Source organism: Lachnoanaerobaculum sp. ICM7 (genome assembly GCF_000287675.1).
In the GTDB taxonomy this organism is placed as follows: domain Bacteria; phylum Bacillota; class Clostridia; order Lachnospirales; family Lachnospiraceae; genus Lachnoanaerobaculum.
In genome coordinates this window covers 42,230-63,099 of sequence record NZ_ALJL01000009.1, presented here as the reverse complement: position 1 = coordinate 63,099, position 20,870 = coordinate 42,230, and the positions used below count along the sequence as shown (strand labels likewise).

Annotated in this window: 20 protein-coding genes and 2 tRNA genes; all 22 read right to left on the bottom strand. The window is 34.8% G+C overall.

Features of this window, described 5'->3' with window-relative positions; translation table 11 throughout:
* Positions 1 to 539 precede the first annotated feature (539 nt).
* The 22 genes from HMPREF1140_RS01730 to HMPREF1140_RS01625 all read right to left on the bottom strand — a co-directional run bounded on the left by HMPREF1140_RS01730 (position 540) and on the right by HMPREF1140_RS01625 (position 20,870).
* The gene (locus HMPREF1140_RS01730) at positions 540 to 866 is read right to left on the bottom strand and encodes a helix-turn-helix domain-containing protein (protein WP_009662190.1); all 327 of its coding nucleotides are present in this window, start codon (positions 864 to 866) and stop codon (positions 540 to 542) included.
* A 227-nt stretch (positions 867 to 1,093) separates the two neighbouring features.
* The gene (locus tag HMPREF1140_RS01725) at positions 1,094 to 2,161 is read right to left on the bottom strand and encodes an FMN-binding protein (RefSeq protein ID WP_009662192.1); all 1,068 of its coding nucleotides are present in this window, start codon (positions 2,159 to 2,161) and stop codon (positions 1,094 to 1,096) included.
* Positions 2,161 to 3,663 (bottom strand): hemoblobin-interacting domain-containing protein, encoded by a 1,503-nt coding sequence (locus HMPREF1140_RS01720; protein ID WP_009662171.1) that lies wholly within the window; start codon positions 3,661 to 3,663, stop codon positions 2,161 to 2,163. The genes HMPREF1140_RS01725 and HMPREF1140_RS01720 overlap by 1 nt, the downstream gene beginning before the upstream one ends.
* 157 nt (positions 3,664 to 3,820) lie before the next feature.
* Positions 3,821 to 4,285, bottom strand: coding sequence for an 8-oxo-dGTP diphosphatase (locus HMPREF1140_RS01715; protein WP_009662197.1), 465 nt, complete (start codon positions 4,283 to 4,285; stop codon positions 3,821 to 3,823).
* Between the two features lie 73 nt (positions 4,286 to 4,358).
* A complete protein-coding gene (locus HMPREF1140_RS01710; protein ID WP_009662169.1) occupies positions 4,359 to 4,607 on the bottom strand; it encodes a helix-turn-helix domain-containing protein in 249 nt (82 codons plus the stop codon).
* Positions 4,608 to 4,650: 43 nt separating this feature from the next.
* Positions 4,651 to 5,865, bottom strand: coding sequence for an RtcB family protein (locus HMPREF1140_RS01705; RefSeq protein ID WP_009662160.1), 1,215 nt, complete (start codon positions 5,863 to 5,865; stop codon positions 4,651 to 4,653).
* A 353-nt stretch (positions 5,866 to 6,218) separates the two neighbouring features.
* Positions 6,219 to 6,851: a radical SAM protein gene (locus tag HMPREF1140_RS01700; RefSeq protein WP_009662174.1), complete on the bottom strand. Its 633-nt coding sequence runs from the start codon at positions 6,849 to 6,851 to the stop codon at positions 6,219 to 6,221.
* Positions 6,851 to 7,831 (bottom strand): hypothetical protein, encoded by a 981-nt coding sequence (locus HMPREF1140_RS01695; protein WP_009662178.1) that lies wholly within the window; start codon positions 7,829 to 7,831, stop codon positions 6,851 to 6,853. The genes HMPREF1140_RS01700 and HMPREF1140_RS01695 overlap by 1 nt, the downstream gene beginning before the upstream one ends.
* 1 nt (position 7,832) lies before the next feature.
* Positions 7,833 to 9,362 carry an ATP-grasp domain-containing protein gene (locus HMPREF1140_RS01690; RefSeq protein WP_009662158.1) on the bottom strand — a complete coding sequence of 510 codons (1,530 nt, stop codon included), beginning with the start codon at positions 9,360 to 9,362 and terminating at the stop codon, positions 7,833 to 7,835.
* A gap of 97 nt (positions 9,363 to 9,459) precedes the next feature.
* Positions 9,460 to 10,398: an ADP-ribosylglycohydrolase family protein gene (locus HMPREF1140_RS01685; RefSeq protein WP_009662175.1), complete on the bottom strand. Its 939-nt coding sequence runs from the start codon at positions 10,396 to 10,398 to the stop codon at positions 9,460 to 9,462.
* Positions 10,399 to 10,445: 47 nt separating this feature from the next.
* Complete coding sequence (locus HMPREF1140_RS01680; RefSeq protein ID WP_009662201.1) at positions 10,446 to 11,231, bottom strand: ATP-grasp domain-containing protein; 786 nt, start codon at positions 11,229 to 11,231, stop codon at positions 10,446 to 10,448.
* Positions 11,232 to 11,346: 115 nt separating this feature from the next.
* On the bottom strand, positions 11,347 to 11,985 hold the full coding sequence (locus HMPREF1140_RS01675) for a metal-dependent hydrolase (protein ID WP_009662155.1): 639 nt from the start codon (positions 11,983 to 11,985) through the stop codon (positions 11,347 to 11,349).
* A 24-nt stretch (positions 11,986 to 12,009) separates the two neighbouring features.
* On the bottom strand, positions 12,010 to 12,999 hold the full coding sequence (locus HMPREF1140_RS01670) for a hypothetical protein (protein WP_009662195.1): 990 nt from the start codon (positions 12,997 to 12,999) through the stop codon (positions 12,010 to 12,012).
* An 11-nt stretch (positions 13,000 to 13,010) separates the two neighbouring features.
* Positions 13,011 to 13,280, bottom strand: coding sequence for a TIGR04076 family protein (locus HMPREF1140_RS01665; RefSeq protein WP_007593869.1), 270 nt, complete (start codon positions 13,278 to 13,280; stop codon positions 13,011 to 13,013).
* 18 nt (positions 13,281 to 13,298) lie between these two features.
* Positions 13,299 to 14,144 (bottom strand): Cof-type HAD-IIB family hydrolase, encoded by an 846-nt coding sequence (locus HMPREF1140_RS01660; protein WP_009662154.1) that lies wholly within the window; start codon positions 14,142 to 14,144, stop codon positions 13,299 to 13,301.
* A gap of 10 nt (positions 14,145 to 14,154) precedes the next feature.
* Complete coding sequence (locus HMPREF1140_RS01655) at positions 14,155 to 15,012, bottom strand: YitT family protein (RefSeq protein WP_009662188.1); 858 nt, start codon at positions 15,010 to 15,012, stop codon at positions 14,155 to 14,157.
* Between the two features lie 19 nt (positions 15,013 to 15,031).
* On the bottom strand, positions 15,032 to 15,646 hold the full coding sequence (locus HMPREF1140_RS01650) for a sugar O-acetyltransferase (protein ID WP_009662193.1): 615 nt from the start codon (positions 15,644 to 15,646) through the stop codon (positions 15,032 to 15,034).
* A gap of 151 nt (positions 15,647 to 15,797) precedes the next feature.
* Positions 15,798 to 16,073, bottom strand: a complete 276-nt coding sequence (locus tag HMPREF1140_RS01645) for a metal-sensing transcriptional repressor (RefSeq protein WP_009662167.1) — start codon at positions 16,071 to 16,073, stop codon at positions 15,798 to 15,800.
* A gap of 184 nt (positions 16,074 to 16,257) precedes the next feature.
* On the bottom strand, positions 16,258 to 17,103 hold the full coding sequence (locus tag HMPREF1140_RS01640) for a pirin family protein (protein WP_035619701.1): 846 nt from the start codon (positions 17,101 to 17,103) through the stop codon (positions 16,258 to 16,260).
* 89 nt (positions 17,104 to 17,192) lie between these two features.
* Positions 17,193 to 17,276, bottom strand: a tRNA-Tyr gene (locus HMPREF1140_RS01635).
* 46 nt (positions 17,277 to 17,322) lie between these two features.
* Positions 17,323 to 17,394: transfer RNA gene (locus HMPREF1140_RS01630), tRNA-Arg, on the bottom strand.
* 284 nt (positions 17,395 to 17,678) lie between these two features.
* Entirely contained in the window at positions 17,679 to 20,870 is a 3,192-nt protein-coding gene (locus HMPREF1140_RS01625) for a DEAD/DEAH box helicase family protein (protein WP_009662185.1), read from the bottom strand.

Genomic DNA, 20,870 nt, shown 5'->3' with positions numbered 1-20,870 from the left:
CGAAATAAAAATGCCCTTAAAGCCTGTAAAACACTGGGCTCAAAGGGCATTTTAACTTTTGAAACTGTCAAAGACAGGATTATATCAGAGAATTATTTTTGATTCCATTATCTTTAGAAGTTTTCAGAATTGATTTCAGAAGTATTAAATATAGCCGGGTATAATGCCCTTAATATTAAATACCCGGCTATGTGTGGAAAATAGTCGGTGCACCGACATGTCATGATGTTTAGAATTTTGTAGAATTTTTAGAATACACAGATTAGAAAGTTTACTTTCTATAAGAAAATAGATATCAAACCAAACATCATGTAAAAAGTTTGATATTTTTATTATACTAACTATTACCCTATTGGCAATACCTGATACTACGCTCCGTTGTATTTGAATTAATTTTAGCGTATTAAATAATTTTTTCTTATAAAACTGTGCATATCAACGATTATCATGTAGTAATCTTGCCATAAAAATAACTTCGAATTTTTACAGTACATCATTGAAATTTAATATTTTACCCACCCTCATTGAACATTATATTTTCAATCCTCATCCAAAATTGATAGAAATTCCAATAATTTCTTTAATTTGTAAATGTTTAACCTTTTAACTCTGGCTATTATGTTTGCTTTTATTTCATTACTTGCATTTTTTCTACTACCGGTGCTTATATAATGGTCTATCTTATCTTCAAGCAGTTCTTCTACCGGTATATCAAATTTATCGCTTATCTTTTGTAATACACTTAAACTTACATTTGAATTTTTACTTTCATACTTACATACCGTTTGCTGCTTGACTCCGATAATATCGCCAAATTCCTTTTGTGTCATTCCCCTGTGTAGCCTCAATTTACGTATACTATTCATAGTCACTCCTCCTGTCTTCATGTACGTCTCTTCGGTATTTCGTTGAATAACTTATGTAAAGTATACTATAATGTGTAAATTATCACAATATTATAGCAAAAATTAATAATAAAGTTTATATTAACATTTTAATATTTTTGTAAGATATATATATTTTACTGTAATATTTCTAAATATTTTATTACATAAAAAGACCCAAGTTCTCACTCGGGTCTTTTATAAATAGATTACTCCGTTGCACTTTCAAGTGCTTTTCCTACTGCTTTGATTATTCCTTTACAACTGTGTGTAGCACCACTTACAGTATCCACATCCAATGATTGTTTTTCTATGATTTCAGGAATCACATCCCTTGCATCTATTAAATACTCCTCATCATCCCCTGTATCAACTATATTTATTTCAGTGATTTCTCCATTAGCAATAGTTACAGATACCGTCATCTTTCCACTGTGACCTGTAGCACTTCCTTCATAAGTTCCGTCTTTGTATGAGGCATCTGATGAAACTGTGTTTTGAGTATTTTGCTCTTCCACAGCTTCTTCTCCATTCTTTCTTGCCGCTCTAAATCCGAATACAGCAAGGACTGCGTAAATAATACAAATAAACACAACAAAGACTATACAAACAACTCTTTGTTTCTTATACTTTATAGCTCTCAAAACAAGGTAAACTACATATATAACAGCATAAACCGTTAAATCAAACAGTGTATCCAAATGACCATAAAATATGGATATGCTGAATATCATTGCTATATGCAAAAACAGTAATCCATAGAATACATAGGACAGTTTTTGTAACGATTTCCACTTTTTAGGATTCATTCTTTTTCTGATAACCATAAATGAAGTTATTGTCAAAGGTATCAAAAGAATAATCATTATAAGTGAAAATACTGCCGCAAATATTCTCTGTGCATCCAATTCAGATATATTTGTAAAGAGTTTTACAAAATAATACTGCCCATATGATATATTGTGAATCAAGGTACATAAAGCCGCAATAATTGCCATTTCACCTCTTGTACGTAGCAGTAATCCTCTCATTTTTGCAGCCGGACATACAGATGCTACCATAACAAGTATAAAGAGAGCACCTGCTAAGGTGCCTCTCGCCAATATATCATTTGCAATATAATCAACTACAAACGGCAAGCCTTTTTCAGGTGCAATTATAGTTAATATACTTATTAAAATCGTTGCAATATAAAAATATGTTGCATGTTTTTTTATAGGCTTTTCTAAAATTGCAAAAAAAGCCAATGCTACAATAAGACATGCGACCAATCTCATTATTTTGTTACCTCAATTGTTAAATCAGGATATCCGTCAGCCTTAAGAACGACTGTATATGTTCCTGCTTCTGCAAATACAGGCTCATCCTTACCGTCCGAACTGTATTTTGCATCCAAATTTATACTTCCATCTTCATTAAATGCAACTTTTCCAAACTTTCTACCCTTGCCACCCTTGTACTCTGTATCATTCACCTTTGCATAAGTAATAGCACTTATATAATCCTTTACAGTAAGTCCTGCCTCATTTTCATCAAGTTTAAGAGCATTGTTCTCAAAGTGGAACTGTTCCGCATTCAAATTTGAATTTATAACAGCTGTGAAATTCAAATCAGCATATTTATCATTTGTAAATATAAACTGATACTTGCCGGGTACAATGTCCTTTGGAAGATTCAAAGTACCGTTATCTTCCTTTACGTTTGCTATATCAACATCTTTCTTCTTAGAAACCATTCTTCCGATACTGTACTTGCTGTCATCTGAGGTTATTTCAAACTTAATCTGTGAGCCGTCCTTAGTATAATTAGCGCTCTCATCACCCTTAATGCTGTAGTTCTCAGGTGCCAAAAGCTTGCAGAACAAATCTGTATCTATCTCTATATCATCGGCATCCTTAAGTAAATATGTAATCTTTGAAATTGTCTGTCCCGGTAAATCCTGATAACGTATATATGCCTGTGCATTTCCATGATTCTCTGTAAACGGTGCTGCTGCAAATGCAAGTTCTTCAGGTGAAAGCCAGATATTCTCCAAATGTTCCATACCGTACTTCTTACCTTCTTTTGTTTCTATAACAACACCTTGAACATTGTCAATTTCAACTTCCAAGTCCTTTATATCAATTTGATAATTTCCATAGTTTGAAGTAGTTGTAATTGTTGACTCCAAATCATTTTTAACAGTATTTCCAACTGTCTTTGAGAATGTACCGTCCGAGTTTAACACCTTATACTCTGCAGGTGTTTGATCTGTAGTCTCTTTAATTTCAGCTACAAATGTAAGAAGAGGGTTAGTTGACTCTTTTTTCTCCTCAATTGCCTTCTTAGCATCCTCATAAAGTGACTTGGAAATAGCGATATTTACATCTTTCACTCCTGAAATTATTGATCCGTCACCAACAACTTCCGATACTGCTGTTGTAAACTTTTCAACCTTTTTATTGGTTACAGAGCTTACAGCATCATAATTTCCGTCACTTCTGATACCTGCCGCCGCATCCGGAGCATCAAGCTTTGCAGTAAGCTTCTCAGGCTCAGCTTCAGGCTCTACATCATTAATCTCACCATAGTAGTAATCAGCATATGGAATGCTTATCTTTGCATAAACATAATTTTCATTACCGATGTCAGCCTTACTCTCCTTGCTTACCTCAGACTGACTTTCGCTCTGCACTGAACTGCTCTCTGCTGTAGTCGCTGTATCAGCTGCTTTTCCGCAACCTGTTATCATCAATGCAAATGCTGCCGGTGCCAATATAGATAGATATCTTTTTTTCATATGTCCTCCATGAATATAAAATGAAATTGATTGTTTATAGCGCTTTTTGTTAGTACTTCCTAACTCAATTACACAGTATTACATAAAAAAATATGTCTGTCAATCGTTTTTATAAAAATTGATCCGGATAAATATCCGAATCAATTTATACTACATACTATCCAAGTAGTTCCCCTTTATATTTTCCATTCTTAATTTTAAAGAAGAACTCACTGTATCTGTCAGAATCAAATATCTCCAATAACTCCTTCATATTCCAGATAAGGTTTACACTGTCTAAGTCTGACCGGTCAACCCAAAATACTCTTCCTTCCTCCGATGACTTTAATTCACCGCTAAATTTATCAGTCTTATATAAGAGTACCAGATATCTTGTTCCGTCTTCCTGTATCCAATCTTTAAAACCACAGGCTATAGGATTTTCAATAGTAAGTCCTGTCTCCTCTTTCATCTCCCTGATAACAGACTCAAGCAGTGACTCATCTTCTTCAACATGACCTCCCGGGAATACCAAACCATTCGTTCCTGCTTTTTCCTGAACCAAAACCTTGCTTCCGTCACAGATTAAGCACATATTTGTTAACTCTATTTCTGTTTTTCTACTCAATTTTTCAATTCCCATATATACCTCTCTTTATAAGCTATTCTAATATCTTGCATATACACAGTCAATTAAAATCGGTATATACACGGGTTTATGCACTTATTTGTGTATTATTTTCTACTATGATGATCTCATCCATAGAAACCTGAAATACTGCTGACAGTACTATCAAATTATCTATAGTCGGCATTGCTGTTCCATGTTGCCATTTGTAAATAGCCTGTGGGGTGGCAAAACCAAATATTTCCTGCAAATTTCTCACACTAAGTCCTGACTCTTCTCTAAGTCTTACAATATTTTTTCCTGTAGCTACCAAATCTATGGTAGGAAAAATAAACATAACTCTTCCTTTCCGCTTCCGGATAGGAAAGAGTTACTCTTTCCTATTCAGAAGCCTTAAAATTATAAATTGGTTTCATTACCTCGATGATATCTACAGAGTCTTTTATCACATCTATAATATCCTCAAGTCTTTTATATGCCATTGGAGCCTCGTCCAATGTGTTTTCATTTATAGAAGTGGAATAGATTCCCTTCATTGTCTCTTTGTACTCATCTAAACTTAAGTTATTCTTTGCGGCAGTTCTTGACATAAGTCTTCCGGCTCCATGAGGTGCTGAATAATTCCAGTCAGGATTGCCCTTTCCAACCGCCAAAACACTTCCATCCCTCATATTTATAGGGATCAAGACCTTCTCACCTCTATGTGCCGCTATAGCACCTTTTCGTAAAATCATCTCACTCACATCAATATAGTTGTGTATAGTATGGAATGACTCAAGATTTTTCATCCCTGTCCTCTCAAGGATAATTTCCGCCATCAACTCACGATTTCTTTTCGCAAAGTTTTGACAAGTCTCAACATCATTTAAATACTCCTCCAAATATTTTCCTGAAACATAGCATAAATCATCAGGCATGCTTGTTTCCGACTCATACACATTCCAATGAAGTGCTTTTAGTGCAGTCTGAATCTCATTTTTTCTACCCTGCTCCTTATAAGTTCTTATGATCTCATCCCTTTTTTCAAAATAAGTATCATACCCTCTATCTAAGTTTGCCGCCAATCTCTGATAATACTGTGCAACCTGCTTTCCAAGATTTCTTGATCCTGAATGTACTATCAAGTATTTGCATCCGTCACTTGCCTCATCAATCTCAATAAAGTGATTTCCACCTCCCAATGTACCAAGTGAACGCTCAAGCCTTCTGGAATCTCTCAAATATCTGAAGCAGTTTAACTTTGTTAAATCAAAGTGCTCCTGTCTGCCCTCCCATACATTCATTCCTGATGGAATATAATGAGTAGCCTCATCTACTTTTTCAAAATCTATTTCCACTTTTCCAAGTTTTACCGTGTACATTCCGCATCCGATATCTACTCCGACTATATTTGGCACAGCCTTTTCCTGTATAGTCATTGTAGTACCTATAGTGCATCCCTTTCCGGCATGAACATCAGGCATTATACGAATTTTTGAACCTTCTGTTATTATATAGTCGCACATCCTTCTGATTTGCTCTATTGCCTCATCCTCTACAACCTTTGCATAACATACGGCTGTATTTACTCTACCTTTTATCTCAATTCTATCCATATCTTCTCCTTTACATCAAAAAAACCGCCTACCCATTTAGAGTAAGCGGTCTCAAAAACATTTATCTAATATCAGCATAGTATCTACCTATGCCTATAATTATACAAACAATTTTCTCGTACTTGACCTATCTCCAATGAGTGCACTAAAACAGAGCCCTTCCTAGACAGCATACTAAGGAGCGCGTAATCACGGCGTTCAATATTTAAATAGTCAAAACGATTCATTGTTCTCATGTCTTTTCCTTTCCGAGCTCAATCTGCCCAAATTTCTTTATTGATAGAATAACATAGTAAAATACTTTTGTCATTATACCGGCGGTATAAAAAATCGCTCTAAATCTTACAATTTAATTACCGGTTTATAGTCTTTATGTATGAAAACACTTCAGGCTCCACACCAATATTTTCTCTGATCCATTCTACAGATTTTTCAATATCGTATGCGGTATTGTAACCCGGTATCTTGGGAATCCTTATATGAATCTTATCCTTTGACACTTTATTTCTAAGCTTCAACAAATTTTCAATCATATTTTTATTGTCTGTTTTTGTATAGCTCTTATAAATATCACTATTTATATCCTTTATATCAATAATCCATTCATCCATATCATACAATACCGGTTTTATATTATCCCAGGGAACATTAAGTGAAGTTTCTATTCTTTTTGCCCATCTTTGGTCTACCATAGTGCATACCTTATGAATATATTTTGATTGCAGTAGAGGCTCACCTCCTCCAAAGACAACACCTCCTCCACTCATCAAATAATAAATATCATCCTGTTTTAAAATCTCTATCAGCTCCTGAGGGGTAAATGCTGCATGTTGAACTCCAACAAACGGTTTTTTGAGCTTATGGCAGAAATCATTTATGCAATATTCACAGTAAAGAGGGCAATCAAAAAACACTACCAACGTAGATATTCCGTTTCCGTCTGTGCCCATCCTAAGTCTTGAAATAGATAAAATATCTCCAAACATTATTCTACCTCCCCAAGATTAAGATCTGGAATTCTTTGCTTTTCCTTGGGAATCTCTGATAACTTCATACTTAAATACTCTGCTTCTTCATCACATTTTTCACAGGTCCCGGCACAGGCACCCACATAGCTGCACTCCTCAGAATTAAATTCTATACTGTTCATCTGTGCCAGTTTAAATCTGTATTCACGAAGTGTATTGCAAATTTTCTTTCCATCTATTCTGGCTACCTGTCTGTATATTATGTCCTTTTTATATTTGTCACTCCTTTGATACTCAGGAATATCTACCATACCCTCAATTAAATACGTATTATCTGTATACTCATCTTTATCTGACAGGTATTCAGTACTTTTTAATATAGCCTCTTCACCGGATATTTTACCAAGTGGAATATACGTTTTTGATGCCAAATCAAAGTATGATTCATTTTCCACTTTACTTATACCATCCATTACAATCGGAAAAATCTCCTCAAAGTAATTTTGAACATCTTCTAAAAATGCACCGAAATTCTTATAGTCATTCTTCAAGTATTCCTGAGTGTCTATATAGCAAATTGATTTTACACCTGACAGATCTGAAAGCATCTCCTTATGAATCTTCATCCTTGCCTTTCCTTCAATACTCCAGGGTGGACTTGCCCAAAGGTGAATATTCATATGATGCCTTCTGTTTTTTATAATATGGTATGGATATAAACTATCCGGATTACCATCAGTTAAAAATATGATATCATCTTCATATTGTAACATATCATAAAGTTCATCTGCCACATCTTCTAAATCATTATAAACTCTACTGCCAACCCCCATACTCATACCAAGGCCAACTGATTTTCTCGGACAGATAAAGCACTCATATTCATCTGTAACCTTACTCCCGTGAAGACAGACCACTAACACTAAGTCCTTATAATTTTTTAATATAGGATTTCCATAATGCCATAATATACCGCTATCTGTTATTACTATTTTCATATTATTTTCTCTTATTTTCTATAAATCTATCCATACTATCTCTTATATTTTTTGCTGTCTGTATGCAACATTTTAATGAAAACATATACTCATCTCCAAATGAAAATGTAAATTCATTGGAAATAAGTTTAGCTATTTTATCTGTTGTAGAATTCCAATCCATATCCAGTGCAATCCTTGTGCTCTCACCATCAAATTCATCATTAGGAAACTCCGGTAAAAGACCGTATGGATTCCATTTATCAATTTCTTTTTTAACAATTTTAAAAATTGGTCTCCTATCTCCCCACTCTTGATTATTTTGTTCTATCATTTTCTTATATTTATCTTTTTTGAACTCAAAGTCTATCATAGATGGTGAACACCAAATATCTACTATTTTATTCCAATCCCTTTTCAGACATATACCGTCTATAAGTTCTGATTCAAATAATTCATCCAATGTTTTATAGTCTATTTCACCACTTCCGTCATAATAACCACATCTTTGAAATGACACATGATCAGCATACCCTATAATCATATATTCTGACTCATTTCCTCTAAAACACAAACTAAGTTCAGGCTCAAAATCCATTTTAACCAGCTCTTTTATTACTTCCTTGACATATTCTATGGAATATATATTTCCTTTCCCCTGATTTTGAAAAGCTCTGTAAAACTCATATGCATCTATTTGTTGCAATCCTGATACCTGGCCATCTCCCATTTCCATTATTATAAGCTTTCCGTCAGTTTTCCTTGCCAAATCTATAGTCACAAAATTACTTTCTATCTTACCTGATATTGATTCAATCCATATATATTCATCTTCCGATATATTTACTTCTTCATTCTCACTCCAGTAATTATCTGAAATCAATATTTCTCCCTTAAACACAAACACCCTGTATTCTTCTGAAATCGGCATACCACTGTCTTTATGATATCCTATAGATTTCAGACTTTCAAACTTTCGAAGTACAATTCCACCTTCAAGATTGCTACCTTGACGGTTAATAAAATTATTGATTACCCTAAAAGTATCTTCTTTATCACTAATATCTTTTATAAAGCAGGCATCATGCCACTCATGCTTTCTGCTCTTTACATAGTCTTTAACTACAAATGCCCCTTCAAGTCCTTCTGTAAGTTCTAAAGCAGCTCTTATATCCCTTGACTCATTCCATATACTAAATGGTGTAGCTCCTTCAAAATCACTATACCATCCCGGCAAAAGATGATACTTTGCATACTCTTTCGGTGAGTTTATCAGCTGTATTCCTTTTCCCAGAAGCAAATTATAAAAAAGCTCATACATATGTGCCGGCATCATCCAACCTCTGTATATAGTTAAACCTTCAATATCCTCACCATAGAGAGACAGTTTCCCATTTACTAAATCTTCATAACTAAATAATGCACAAGCATGGTCTAGACCTGTTGCCTGATATTCTTCCATATAATTCTCATCTACATTCTTTTTATTTAGTGGATGACTACAAAAAATAAAATTTATGCTCTTAGCAATTTCAAAATTCTCTAACCTCATATATCCTCCCTATTAAACCCTATTTTTATTATCTTTAGTATAAACAAAAAGCTGTACATTAAAAATGCCAGCTTTCTTATAACACTATTAACTTTTATCAATTTAACAAACTCTCTATCCACTCCCTTTTCTGTAGCTTGGATTTCCATTTGTCAGGTATATTGTCATAGCCATAATAAAGTCCCGCAAGTCCACCTGTTATGGCTGCCACCGTATCTGTATCATCACCCAGATTTACAGCTTTTAAAATAACTTCCTCATAAGAAGATGAATTTACCAAACACCATATCGCAGCTTCAAGTGTGTACACTACATAACCTGTACTTTTTATCTGATTTTCAGGAGTATCTTTAAATTCTGAAAGTGAAATAAGTCTGTTATAATTGTCAAGCTCACTCTCAGTACTTTCGCCATAATACTTAAATGCATTATCTACTCCCTGCTGCAGTCGTTCTATTAATTCTCCGTCTTTATCTAAAATAGCTTTTACTAAAAAATAATATATGCCACATGCTATCTTACTTCTTAAATGTGCATGCGTCAGAGCTGAACAATTATGTATAATATCTATCGATTCATCATCAGACAGTTTCATATCTCTTTGCTGTTCAAATATATACAGACATACAGGTAAAATTCTCATAAGTGATCCGTTACCATTATCCCACTCAGTTTTACCACCCGATTCCAATGGTTTGGCACCATTACTATATTTCATAATGGCTCTTGAAGTAGCTATTCCTATATCAAAGACTTCATCAAATGGCGTATAAGCTCCATACATACACCAATCACGGAATCTCTCCATTATATCTTTATAATCAATTTCATCCTTATCTCTAATGCTGACCAGTGTTGCAAGTGCCATGCTGCTGTCATCCGACCAAGTACCCTCAGGCTGGTTGTATGTGCCATACCCTATCATATCGGTTACAGGATCAATCTTTCTATCTTCTCCGGAAGTAAACTCCACCGGTACTCCCATTGCATCTCCAACTACCAATCCATATATTCCCGATTTCCAAATATTATCCATTAATTCACCTCCTACTCCTGATAACAACAATATATTACATATCTATCTTAAAAACGGTATTCATCCTTTACGCCTAAAAGTTCGCTCCATCTTGCTGAGATAAGCTTAGCATAGAAAATACTTGCCAAGCCATAGCATCCCAGTGCATAGGCATCATTTATCTCTACCAACAATGTTTGCCCATCTTTTGTAACACATATGTCCATACTACAGGATATAGGTCTTTCATCCCATTTGACAAATGCCTCCAGCATAGAATCCAAAACATTTGAGTCATAATGAAACTTATAGCTTTTTCTGTTTCTATCAAGTAATAGTCCATATGGTCTGACATCAACTATCTCATCATAGAGTATAAAGCATCTCCACTCCGCAAATATATCTAAAGGCTCACTTACAAGTACCTCATAATCTTCTGAATGATTTCCACAGCCTACAAGATCTGATATGCTACCTATTATCTTACCGGTAAAAACCTTACTTTTTATAGGCTTAACAAAATAACCCCCTGACCATTTTTCTTCGCTTCTTGATATACTGTTTATAGTATCCTTCCAAATCTTCCTTCCAAGAAATGGCTTCAGAACATCCGGATAATCCGGTATACTTGGTTCAACACCAAATTTTGAGAATATACTGTTACATTGTCCTATATAATCAAGCACTATATCTTCTCTATTTACCCTATCATAAATTTCATCAATATTATGATAGGGAATTATCTCAGCTCCCATATCTCTAAATCCATACATTGCATTTGCAATATTTACACTGTGAGGAATTTCCATTTTCATTTCATTGTCAAATTTTGTCTTTAAATAAACTCTTCCCATGCTACCACCTTTTTATACTATTTTATATTATATAAAATACACGAGGTAACCATCAATATACTTACAGTATAAAAAATCCCCTGTATTTTAAAACAGGGAATTAGAGAAATATATTTTATCTTTGTAATAAACCGCTTATATTAATCAGAATAAAAAGTACAGGCCGTGAAGTCAGTATTAATATCAATACCAGTAAATTAGATATGTGAAAAAGCAAATTATTTACTAATCCGTCTGATGAGCACATTCGTAATGCAAATCCTTTGCCTACAGGCCAAAAAAGTTTCTCACGCTTACCATTTAGTGCATCAATAACCATATGTGAAGCAAAACCTATACTAAAATACGGTGCCACATCAGGGAAAATCATATATACAAAAAAGCTGAGACCAAGTAATGCCAATATTGAGTGCATAAATGATCTATGTGGCTGTTTCATTCCAAAAATACATATACACAGAAACGCTAATACTCCGGTAATAATTCGGGCAATATTGCTGTCCGCCATCAGTCTGTCATATATGCCAACGTGAAAAACAGCATCTGCAATTACTATTCCTGTAACAGTTCCAATGGCCAATCCTATAATACGATCCACCTTATTGTAGACACCGGATGTACCTACATCTATATCACTGATAATTCCTCCAAATCCTGCTAAAGCTGTTCCTGCAACAAGCATTGTTATACTCTGTGGTCTGCAGAGTGCAAGTCCTGCCGCCATCCCTACAGAAAAATGTGTCTTACCCAGCATTATTTACCTTTCTAATAGTATATTTTATTTCTCACCGGTTTCCAAAATTTTATTTGAAATTGATTCTATCTCTGTATCTCCAAGATTTTCTTTTTGCCAATCTAAAATATTACTTATAATCTTACAATCCTTGACACTTAAAGGAGCATGTTTTATCGCATGATTTAATACATTCAATAGTACCTCCTTAGGATCTTCAATGTTTGAAATACCCAGTACCGGTCCTTCATCAAGCATTGCATCTACAATAGATAAAACTCCTTCGAGTTCTTTATAACTAAGCTTATCTTTTTTAATTACAGATCCCACATCTGCCTTTTTATAGCAATCCCATCCCGGATAAGCCGGCATAACATCATTTGACACTGCATCTGTCAAAAGCCACTGTCTTATCTCTTCTGTATCAGGCTCAATATAGTGAACTGCATGCACTTTACCCCATCCGTTTACAGACTTTGCAATATTCATGATCTCAGTATTTCCATTCTCCCAGTTTCGCATTATAAAAACCGAATACAATGTAAACTCATCCGAAAGTCCAAGAGTCCTTACCATACCCTTTACTTCATCACTTTGTGTAAACAATTCCTGAATCATCATTCCAACTTTAACACATTCAATATTTGCAGACTGAGTCATCAAATGCAAAGAATACACATAAAATTTATCTTCTATTTCATCTTTTCGATCAAGTATACAATCTTGAAGTTCATCTATAAAATTCACCAATCTTATACGTTCACAAAGCTTTTCAAGTACAGAATCAGCCTGATCATAATCACCTTTATTTGCAAGTGTGATAACCTTATTTATCTCTTCTATATCTTTCTTTGTGATCTCTGCCGCCCCCATATGATATGCACATATACCATCCTTTGCACCGTCGACATATCTAAGACCTTTTTCATCACTTGGTAGTGAAAAATCCTTTCCCAAAGTAATTATATCATCATCTTTAAATTCGGTTTGTCTCAAACGGTCTGCAATAATTTCAAGTATAGGCTTTTTATTCATACTCACTCCCTTTATTTTTCCATCTCAGCCTTAAAAACCAAAATAACATCCGCATCTGAACAGCAAAATTCAGCACATCCCTCAGGCTGTCCCGGTAAACTTCCTCCATATCTTAAAATGTCTATATATGGAAAGGCACAGTGCATCGCCATAGGACAGATCTTACCCCTGTCCTCATCATAATCGAATACTTCACCTACATGGTGTCCTCTATGACATCCCATCTTACCTCTTCTGTCAGTAATTGTTATCTTTATTTTCGGACGTTTTCCTCTGTTCATTCAAATCCTCCACAAAATCTATCTGTCCCAATAAAACAGCTTTTCAATCACATCTACTATACCATCCTCATCATTGGACTTTGTAATATAGTCTGCCGCCTGTCTTACCTTCTCCTGAGCATTTGCCATTGCCACACCTATACCTGCAGCCTGTATCATTGATAAATCATTGAATCCGTCTCCACAGCAAACAAGGTTCTTTATGTCCTCGCCGATCTTCTTTGTCATATTTAAAAGAGTACTTGCTTTATCTATACCTACTTCTGTAAGCTCTAAAAAATACGGCTCTGAACGAACAATATTTAACTTTCCTTCCCAAAGCTTTTTCATCTCCTGCTCCACCTTAGCAAGATGATCACCCGGTGCAGTCATCAAGCATTTAATAATAGGAAATGTAATCTGTGGTGCAAGAGGATCAACCTTCACTCTTATAAAGTGATTTATTGTTACCTCCAACATATAATATTGCTCATCTATATCCAATGCATATGCCTTATCATGATTGTAAGTCATCAGATTTACTCCAAAATGCTTAGCCTGCTCTTCCAATATAGGCAGATATTCATGAGCAAGCTCCTTCATGAACAGCTCTTTCTCATTTTTACAATCATAAAAATAGCCACCATTATATGAAAGGATATAGCCACCTTTCTTTTCAAGTTCAAGTATATTTGCTATCGGACTTACTCCGAATGTAGGCCTGCCTGAAGCAAGTACAACTGTCCCTCCGGCCTTTACAAATTTATCTATAGCTGCTTTAGTATTCTCAGTAATCTCTTTTTTTGAATTTGTCAATGTACCGTCCAAATCCAATGCAAGAACTGCTTCACTTATCTTTATTCTCTTTTCTTCAAATATATTCATTCTTACATCCTTATAAATGTCTAAATCCTTCTCCTGCCACTTCATTTGAATCCAAAATAATAACAAATGAATTAGGATCCAGCTTTTTTGCAGCCTGTCTTACTGTATGCACTTCCTTTGTTCTGCATGCACACATTACTACATTTCTTTCTTCATCCGTATAGCTTCCCACTGCCTTAAGATAAGTCGAGCCTCTGTCAATAAGATCTGATATCTCTTTTGCCATTTCCTTCGGCTTATCACAAATAATCATAATAAGCTTGCCGGCTGTAAGTCCGTCCATCGCCTTATCAAGCACTACGGAAACCAAATAAGCTATAATAAGTCCGTAAATCAAACTGTTTACATTTCTTGAGACCAATGCAACACCCAGTACAATAATCAATGAGTCTATAACTAATGCTATCTTTCCAAGTGAAATATGTGGGAAGAAATGATGTATCAAAACCATTATAAAGTCCGCACCGCCTGTGGAAGAATCTCTCATAAATATAAGAGCATATCCTGTTGCCGATATTATTCCGGTACATATAGCAGCCAACATATAATCCCCTTGATAAACAGGCATAGCTTTTGCAACTATATCAATCATTATTGAAGTTATTATAATTGATTTAACAGACTTCAATAAAAATTTTCTTCCTATTTCTCTGTATGAAAGTATTGCAAAAGGTATATTTAATATTATTGTTCCTATTCCGACAGGAAGCCCTACCAATTGGTAAATAATTAGTGCCAAACCTGTAAATCCTACCATTGGGAATTTGAATGCCGCCGCAAAGCAGTATGTACCTATTCCCATAAAAGTACCTGCTATGATATCCACGATAATATCGATTGTTAATTCTTTTATAAATTCCTTATTCATATTTTTATAAACCTTTATTCTAAAATAATTCACTCTTGTATTTTACAGAATCTTCTTCAGTTATCTCTCTAAGCACTCTGCAGGGATTTCCGGCAGCAAGTGAATTTGCCGGTATATCCTTTGTAACTACACTTCCGGCAGCTATTGCACTGCCCTCTCCTATAGTCACACCTCCTGTTATTACCACATTAGCCGCAATCCAGCAGTTTGACCCTATATTAATAGGCTTTCCATATTCATCATCATATGCACTTCCATCTGCTTTATATTTTATATTTCTCTCCTGCCATCTAAGCGGATGAACAGGTGTCATAAGACTGCAGTTCAGTCCAAACATTACATTGTCACCTATATTTACAGGACATACATCCAATACAGTCAAATTAAAATTGGCATAGCAGTTTTCTCCAAATGTTGTGAAGGCTCCATAGTCAAAATAAATCGGACCTTGTAAATAGACTCCCTTACCTTTATTTGGTATGAGCTCGTCAATAATAGTATCTCTCAGACAATCATCCTCAAATAAAGTATTGTACTGTTGTGAAAGTCTGTGAGCTTTCGTTCTCAACCTGACAAGCTCTTCATCAGTGGGGTCATATATCTTTCCTGCGAGCATCTTTTCTTTTTCGCTCATCTTGTCTCCTCTATATTATTCTTCTTATTAATTTTAATGCCAAATAGATATTATATACTATATCAGTAAAAAAAGGCAGTCCTAAAAAAGGACAGGTTGAAAATCAACCCATCCTGTACTTGAATAAAACATAAATATATTGAATTTACTATTATCCCATATTTGCAAATCTCTCTACCGCTTTTGTAAACTCTTTTATAGTCTTATCCGCATCACCATGTTCAATACCGTCTCTAACACAGTGTTTTATATGTCCTTCCAGTATTACCTTTCCGCAACCGTGTAATGCTGACTTTGCCGCATTTATCTGAGAAAGAATATCCTCACATGGTATATCTTCCTCGATCATTTTATCTATCGCCTGTACCTGTCCTATTATCTTTTTTAATCTACAATGCAGATTGTTTAAATCCATACACTGTTTCATAATACCTCCGTTTATTATGTCAATCTGTTTTGTCGCAATATAATAATGGCATAGAATAATAGCTAATCGCTTTATATACCTTTCTAAATATGAAAGTATTATAATTCAGTCAAAAATTTATGTCAATGTAAGTAATTATTGTAATCCGATGAAGTATTTTATTTCCCTTTTACTAATTTAAAATCTAATTACTATAGTCAGCTCTTTCTTTTATAAATGTACCTGCATTCAGCTCTTCAAATGCCTGTCTTATTTCCTCGTGCGTATTCATAACTATCGGACCATACCATGCCACAGGCTCATCAAGACGCTTTGATGAATATATCAGTATTTCCGCTCCGCTTTCTTTTGTCTCAAGCAGGACCCTATCTCCGTCTCCAAGCTTTGCCGCTGTCTTTTCAGATATAAGCTTACCTCCCACCGTCACCTCTCCAAGCAATGTAAATACAAAAGCCGACCATCCCTCTCTTACCGGTATCTCAATCTTTGCATTTGCCTCAAGATGTATATCATAAAAGTCTAATGGCAGATACTTACCCTGCCACCCTTCTTCATTTTTATACTTTCCTGTAATAAGTCGAAGTTTGCCACCTTCAAGTTTAAACTCTTTAATCTCTTTATTTGTAATACTATGATAAGCCGGTGGTGCACTCATTTTATCCTTTGCAGGTAAATTAAGCCATAATTGTGCTCCAAGTATGCGCTCACCTCCGGGCATTTCTTCATGTTCCGCACCTGAACCTGCCGTTAGCCATTGTGCCTCTCCATCATATATTGTGGCCTCAATCCCAAGATGATCCCTATGAGTCATTTCTCCTTTGCATAAAAAGCTCACAGTCTCTATACCTCTATGAGGGTGCATAGGAAATCCTGCGCTATAATCTCTCTTATCTTTACTGTCAAAAGCATCCAACATCAAAAAAGGATCATAAATATCTGTAGTCCGGTTTCCAAATACACGAACAAGCTGTACACCTGCACCGTCTGTTGCCCTCATTCCTTTCGTCTCATATATAACTTCTCTATTCAAAATCTTTTAACCTCATATACTATATATCAGCTATAATAAAACAGCTGATATATAGTATAATATTAAATAGCGCAAAATGCAAATGATAGTGGGCAGAGCAGGATTTGAACCTGCGGTGTTTCTTTTGTAACGGATTTACAGTCCGCCCCCTTCGCCACTCGGGACACCTGCCCTTATATAAATTGATATCTCATTAACCAAACTGCTGTGAAATATCTATTCTCCTATCCGGATTCGAACCGGAATCAACCGGTTCGTAGCCGGTCATTCTATCCATTGAACTATAAGAGACATATTTGCTTTGATGGATTAAGTATATTACATCAAATCTTACTTGTCATTCAACCTGTGGTATAGAAAATATTAATATCATGTGCCTTTCCTTACCATTTTTAAAATATTCATATCCAATACCTGTGTCACTCCTCTTACTACAAGCATAATGGTTGTAAGATTCAGACTTATTTAATATATCAATAAAGCCTTCTTTGCTTCTGTAAATGAAAAATTCTATTCAAGCAGAAGCAATATAAGAAAGAATATAATTCCCAACATAAAATAAAGAGAGCGGTATTTCACGCTCTTTTAAAATATGGACTTAGATTTATGAATAACTCTTCCAAATCCTCTTTGCCTTTATTATTTTTAATCAAATATGTAAGCAGTTCTTCCTGCCTTGCCTGACCTAGAGTCAAACGATATAGTGATAAAATCTTAATCAATCTTTTGTATGCCTCTTGATCTCTACTGAATGGATACATTGGTACAATTCTTTCTATACGAATCATATCCTCTGTTTCTTTTAATCCCCAGTAAGGTATCAAATCAGAGCTTTTATCAGACCTTTCCATAAGCTTTGCTTCTTCAAATAATTCAGCCCAGACATTTGACTTAAAAGAAATATTTCCATACCTCTTTGCCACATTTTGCCTGATTGCAAGACATTCAAATCTATTTATTCTACCCTCTCTTTGTTCCAAATCAATTGGATTTGACAGAAGGTTCCAATGTACGATCCTTCTACAATAATTATGAAAATCAAGCCCTTCCTGCCCAATGGATGTGGAAGTCAATACAAATGGTCTAAATGGTGAATTGAATGCCGCTCTAACCGCCTTCTTTCTATTTGCATCCTTATCATTGCCATCTCCCTTTGTAAAGGCTACTGCAAAATGTGTTCTGATTCTTGTCGGTGTTATTTTCTGATCCTTTACTGCCTTATTAAAATTTTTCCATGTATCAATTTCATATGGAGTAGTTCTGATATTCATATTTGAAATAATATCATTATGCAATTTAAACACGATATCTTCCCCGTCATATCCATTTACCAAAAGATGTGCATACTCATCAAACATTGCCTGAATATTACCATGCTTACAATAAGTCAAAACATTCTTCCAATGTACATCCTCATTGTTTTTTCCGCAAGCAAGCTCAACGATTGCTGTAGAATCAGGCTTGTTCATCATATCAATAAATCGCTTTGCCACTTGAGTAGGTAGAGTACTTGAATAATTTATTTCTTTGGCATAGGTATTATATAACCTGCTAATACAAATAGCCGGTGATGCAATAGCCATATTTGCCAATACTGAATACAGATCTTTAGGTTTCCTTCCAAGTTCCAATACTTTTATATTATTGTAGTATAGTATTCTAAGCTGTTCTAAATGTTTAAAAAATGTAGTGCTGTCATCATCTTCATATCTTTCATCCTCTAACCACCCTGTTACATATCCCGGAAGATCTAATAACAATGCAGCCATATAATACCATCTTTGATCTATCAAACTGGAATCAGGTGTTTTATATTTATCAAGTCTTTTGGCAATTTTATTTTCTATTTCCTTTTCTATATCTCTCAGTGACATGGAATTATTCATGCAAACTATAGGATTATAGCAACTTTCAAGAAACTTAGATGGATATAAAAGACAAAATAAGCTCATACTATTCAATCTGTTTTCAGAAGCCGAAAATCTCATCCTGGGTACCGGATATTGTTTTCTTTCAGAGCTAAAGTAATTTACGCTAATCTCTTCATTTCTTTTTGCCAGAGTTCCTATTGTTTTGCGTTCTTCCTCATAGGAAAGCATACTAGAAACCATTCTCGGTACCATTTCCCATGATGAAAATATCAAAGTCTTACTAAAATTCTCTACATCTTTGAACACCCCTTCCGGAATATAATAGGGTTTTGAAGGAGGTACCCACAAAAGAAGCTCCGACTTTTGTGAAAAAACATGCTTCTTTACAGCTTCCAATCTTGCATTATTGCATTTTAAAGGTCTGAAATTATTTATATCATTTCTTTTTAACCACAGGATATCCCTACTCTCTCTATCTATATTCTCCAGCATCTCCGGATAGTTGTAAAAGTATTTAATAATATCTTTTTTCAACTTATAGTCCTTCATAAATGACATAATATACGGACAGGATTTTATATAATCAACAGGAACATGATATGGAGCTTCTATAAGTTCAATTAATTCACTTGCCTTTATATAGGATTTTATATCACACTCCTCAACTTCCAGCCATTTGTCACTATTAGTAATATCTACTATATCGGCACTTTCCTTTGCTGAAATTCTCTCAGTTCTACATACTGAGTTATACATTGCCTCCTCTGCCCTATTTTTCGCCCGGATAATTGATGTATCTCCTATTGAAAATTCTTTAAGCTGTTTAGAATAATCCTCCCATATACTTTTAAACTCCTCATGTCGTTTTTCTGTACTGTTAAGAAATTTCATTACATTAAAAAACTCTGAAAAATGTTCATCTACCAATGATTCATCAATCTCTTCCAATGTAGAATACATCTTGTATGGTGTAGCTGAAAGCAAAAGCATATTTACAGATTTACTGTTGAAAAACTTATTTGCAAGCATTCCCATTTCTGTGTCAGATTCTGTTTGTAACAAATACTTAAACCTCTGAAATTCATCTAAAATCACCAGGTCAGGTTCTAGCTTCTCCAGACTTATTCCTGCAAACAAATATCTCAGCCTTCCAATTATTTCATATATATTTTCTGCTTTCCCGCTTTTTTTAACCTCTTTACATTTTTCTATCAAATCATAAAGTAATATTTTTCCTTCAGGATTCTTAACTTTCAATCCTCCGGAAACCTTTTTTACCATATAGTTGAGATATTTACCTTTTGTAATTCTATCACACTCAGAAACTCTATCCTCGCCTCTATCTTTTGCCCAAGCATTCCAACCTGAAGTTCCTCCGGCCTGCATAATCATTTCTAATGGTTTATTATATTTTTCAAGCTCCGGTATTTTATTCAATATTGCAAATATCACAGCTCTTTCCCACAACATCCCACATCCGGTAGTCATATGAAATGATGTATCCGGCGTAAGAGGTATCAGTTGTATCAGAGCTTTTCCACTTAATTTAGCTTCTTGTAAAAATATATTCAGATGTTGAACCGAAAGCCTCGAATCAGCTACACTTTCTCTTAGTACATCTTCTGTAATACAAAGTTTCTCTAAATTCTGATCAGCAATGGCAGTATTGGAGCATATATAAACTACTTTTATTCTCTTCTTACCCTGTTCTCCGACAAAATCAGCAAATTTTGCAATAGTGCCTCCGGCAACCATAGTTTTACCAAGTCCTACCTCATCTGAGATAAGAACTCTTTTTTGACCGTTTTTGTATAATTGTATAACCCTATTTACCGTCTCTCTTTGAAAGTCTTTCAGTCCTTCCATTATCTTCTGTGATTTATTCTCTTTTTCCAT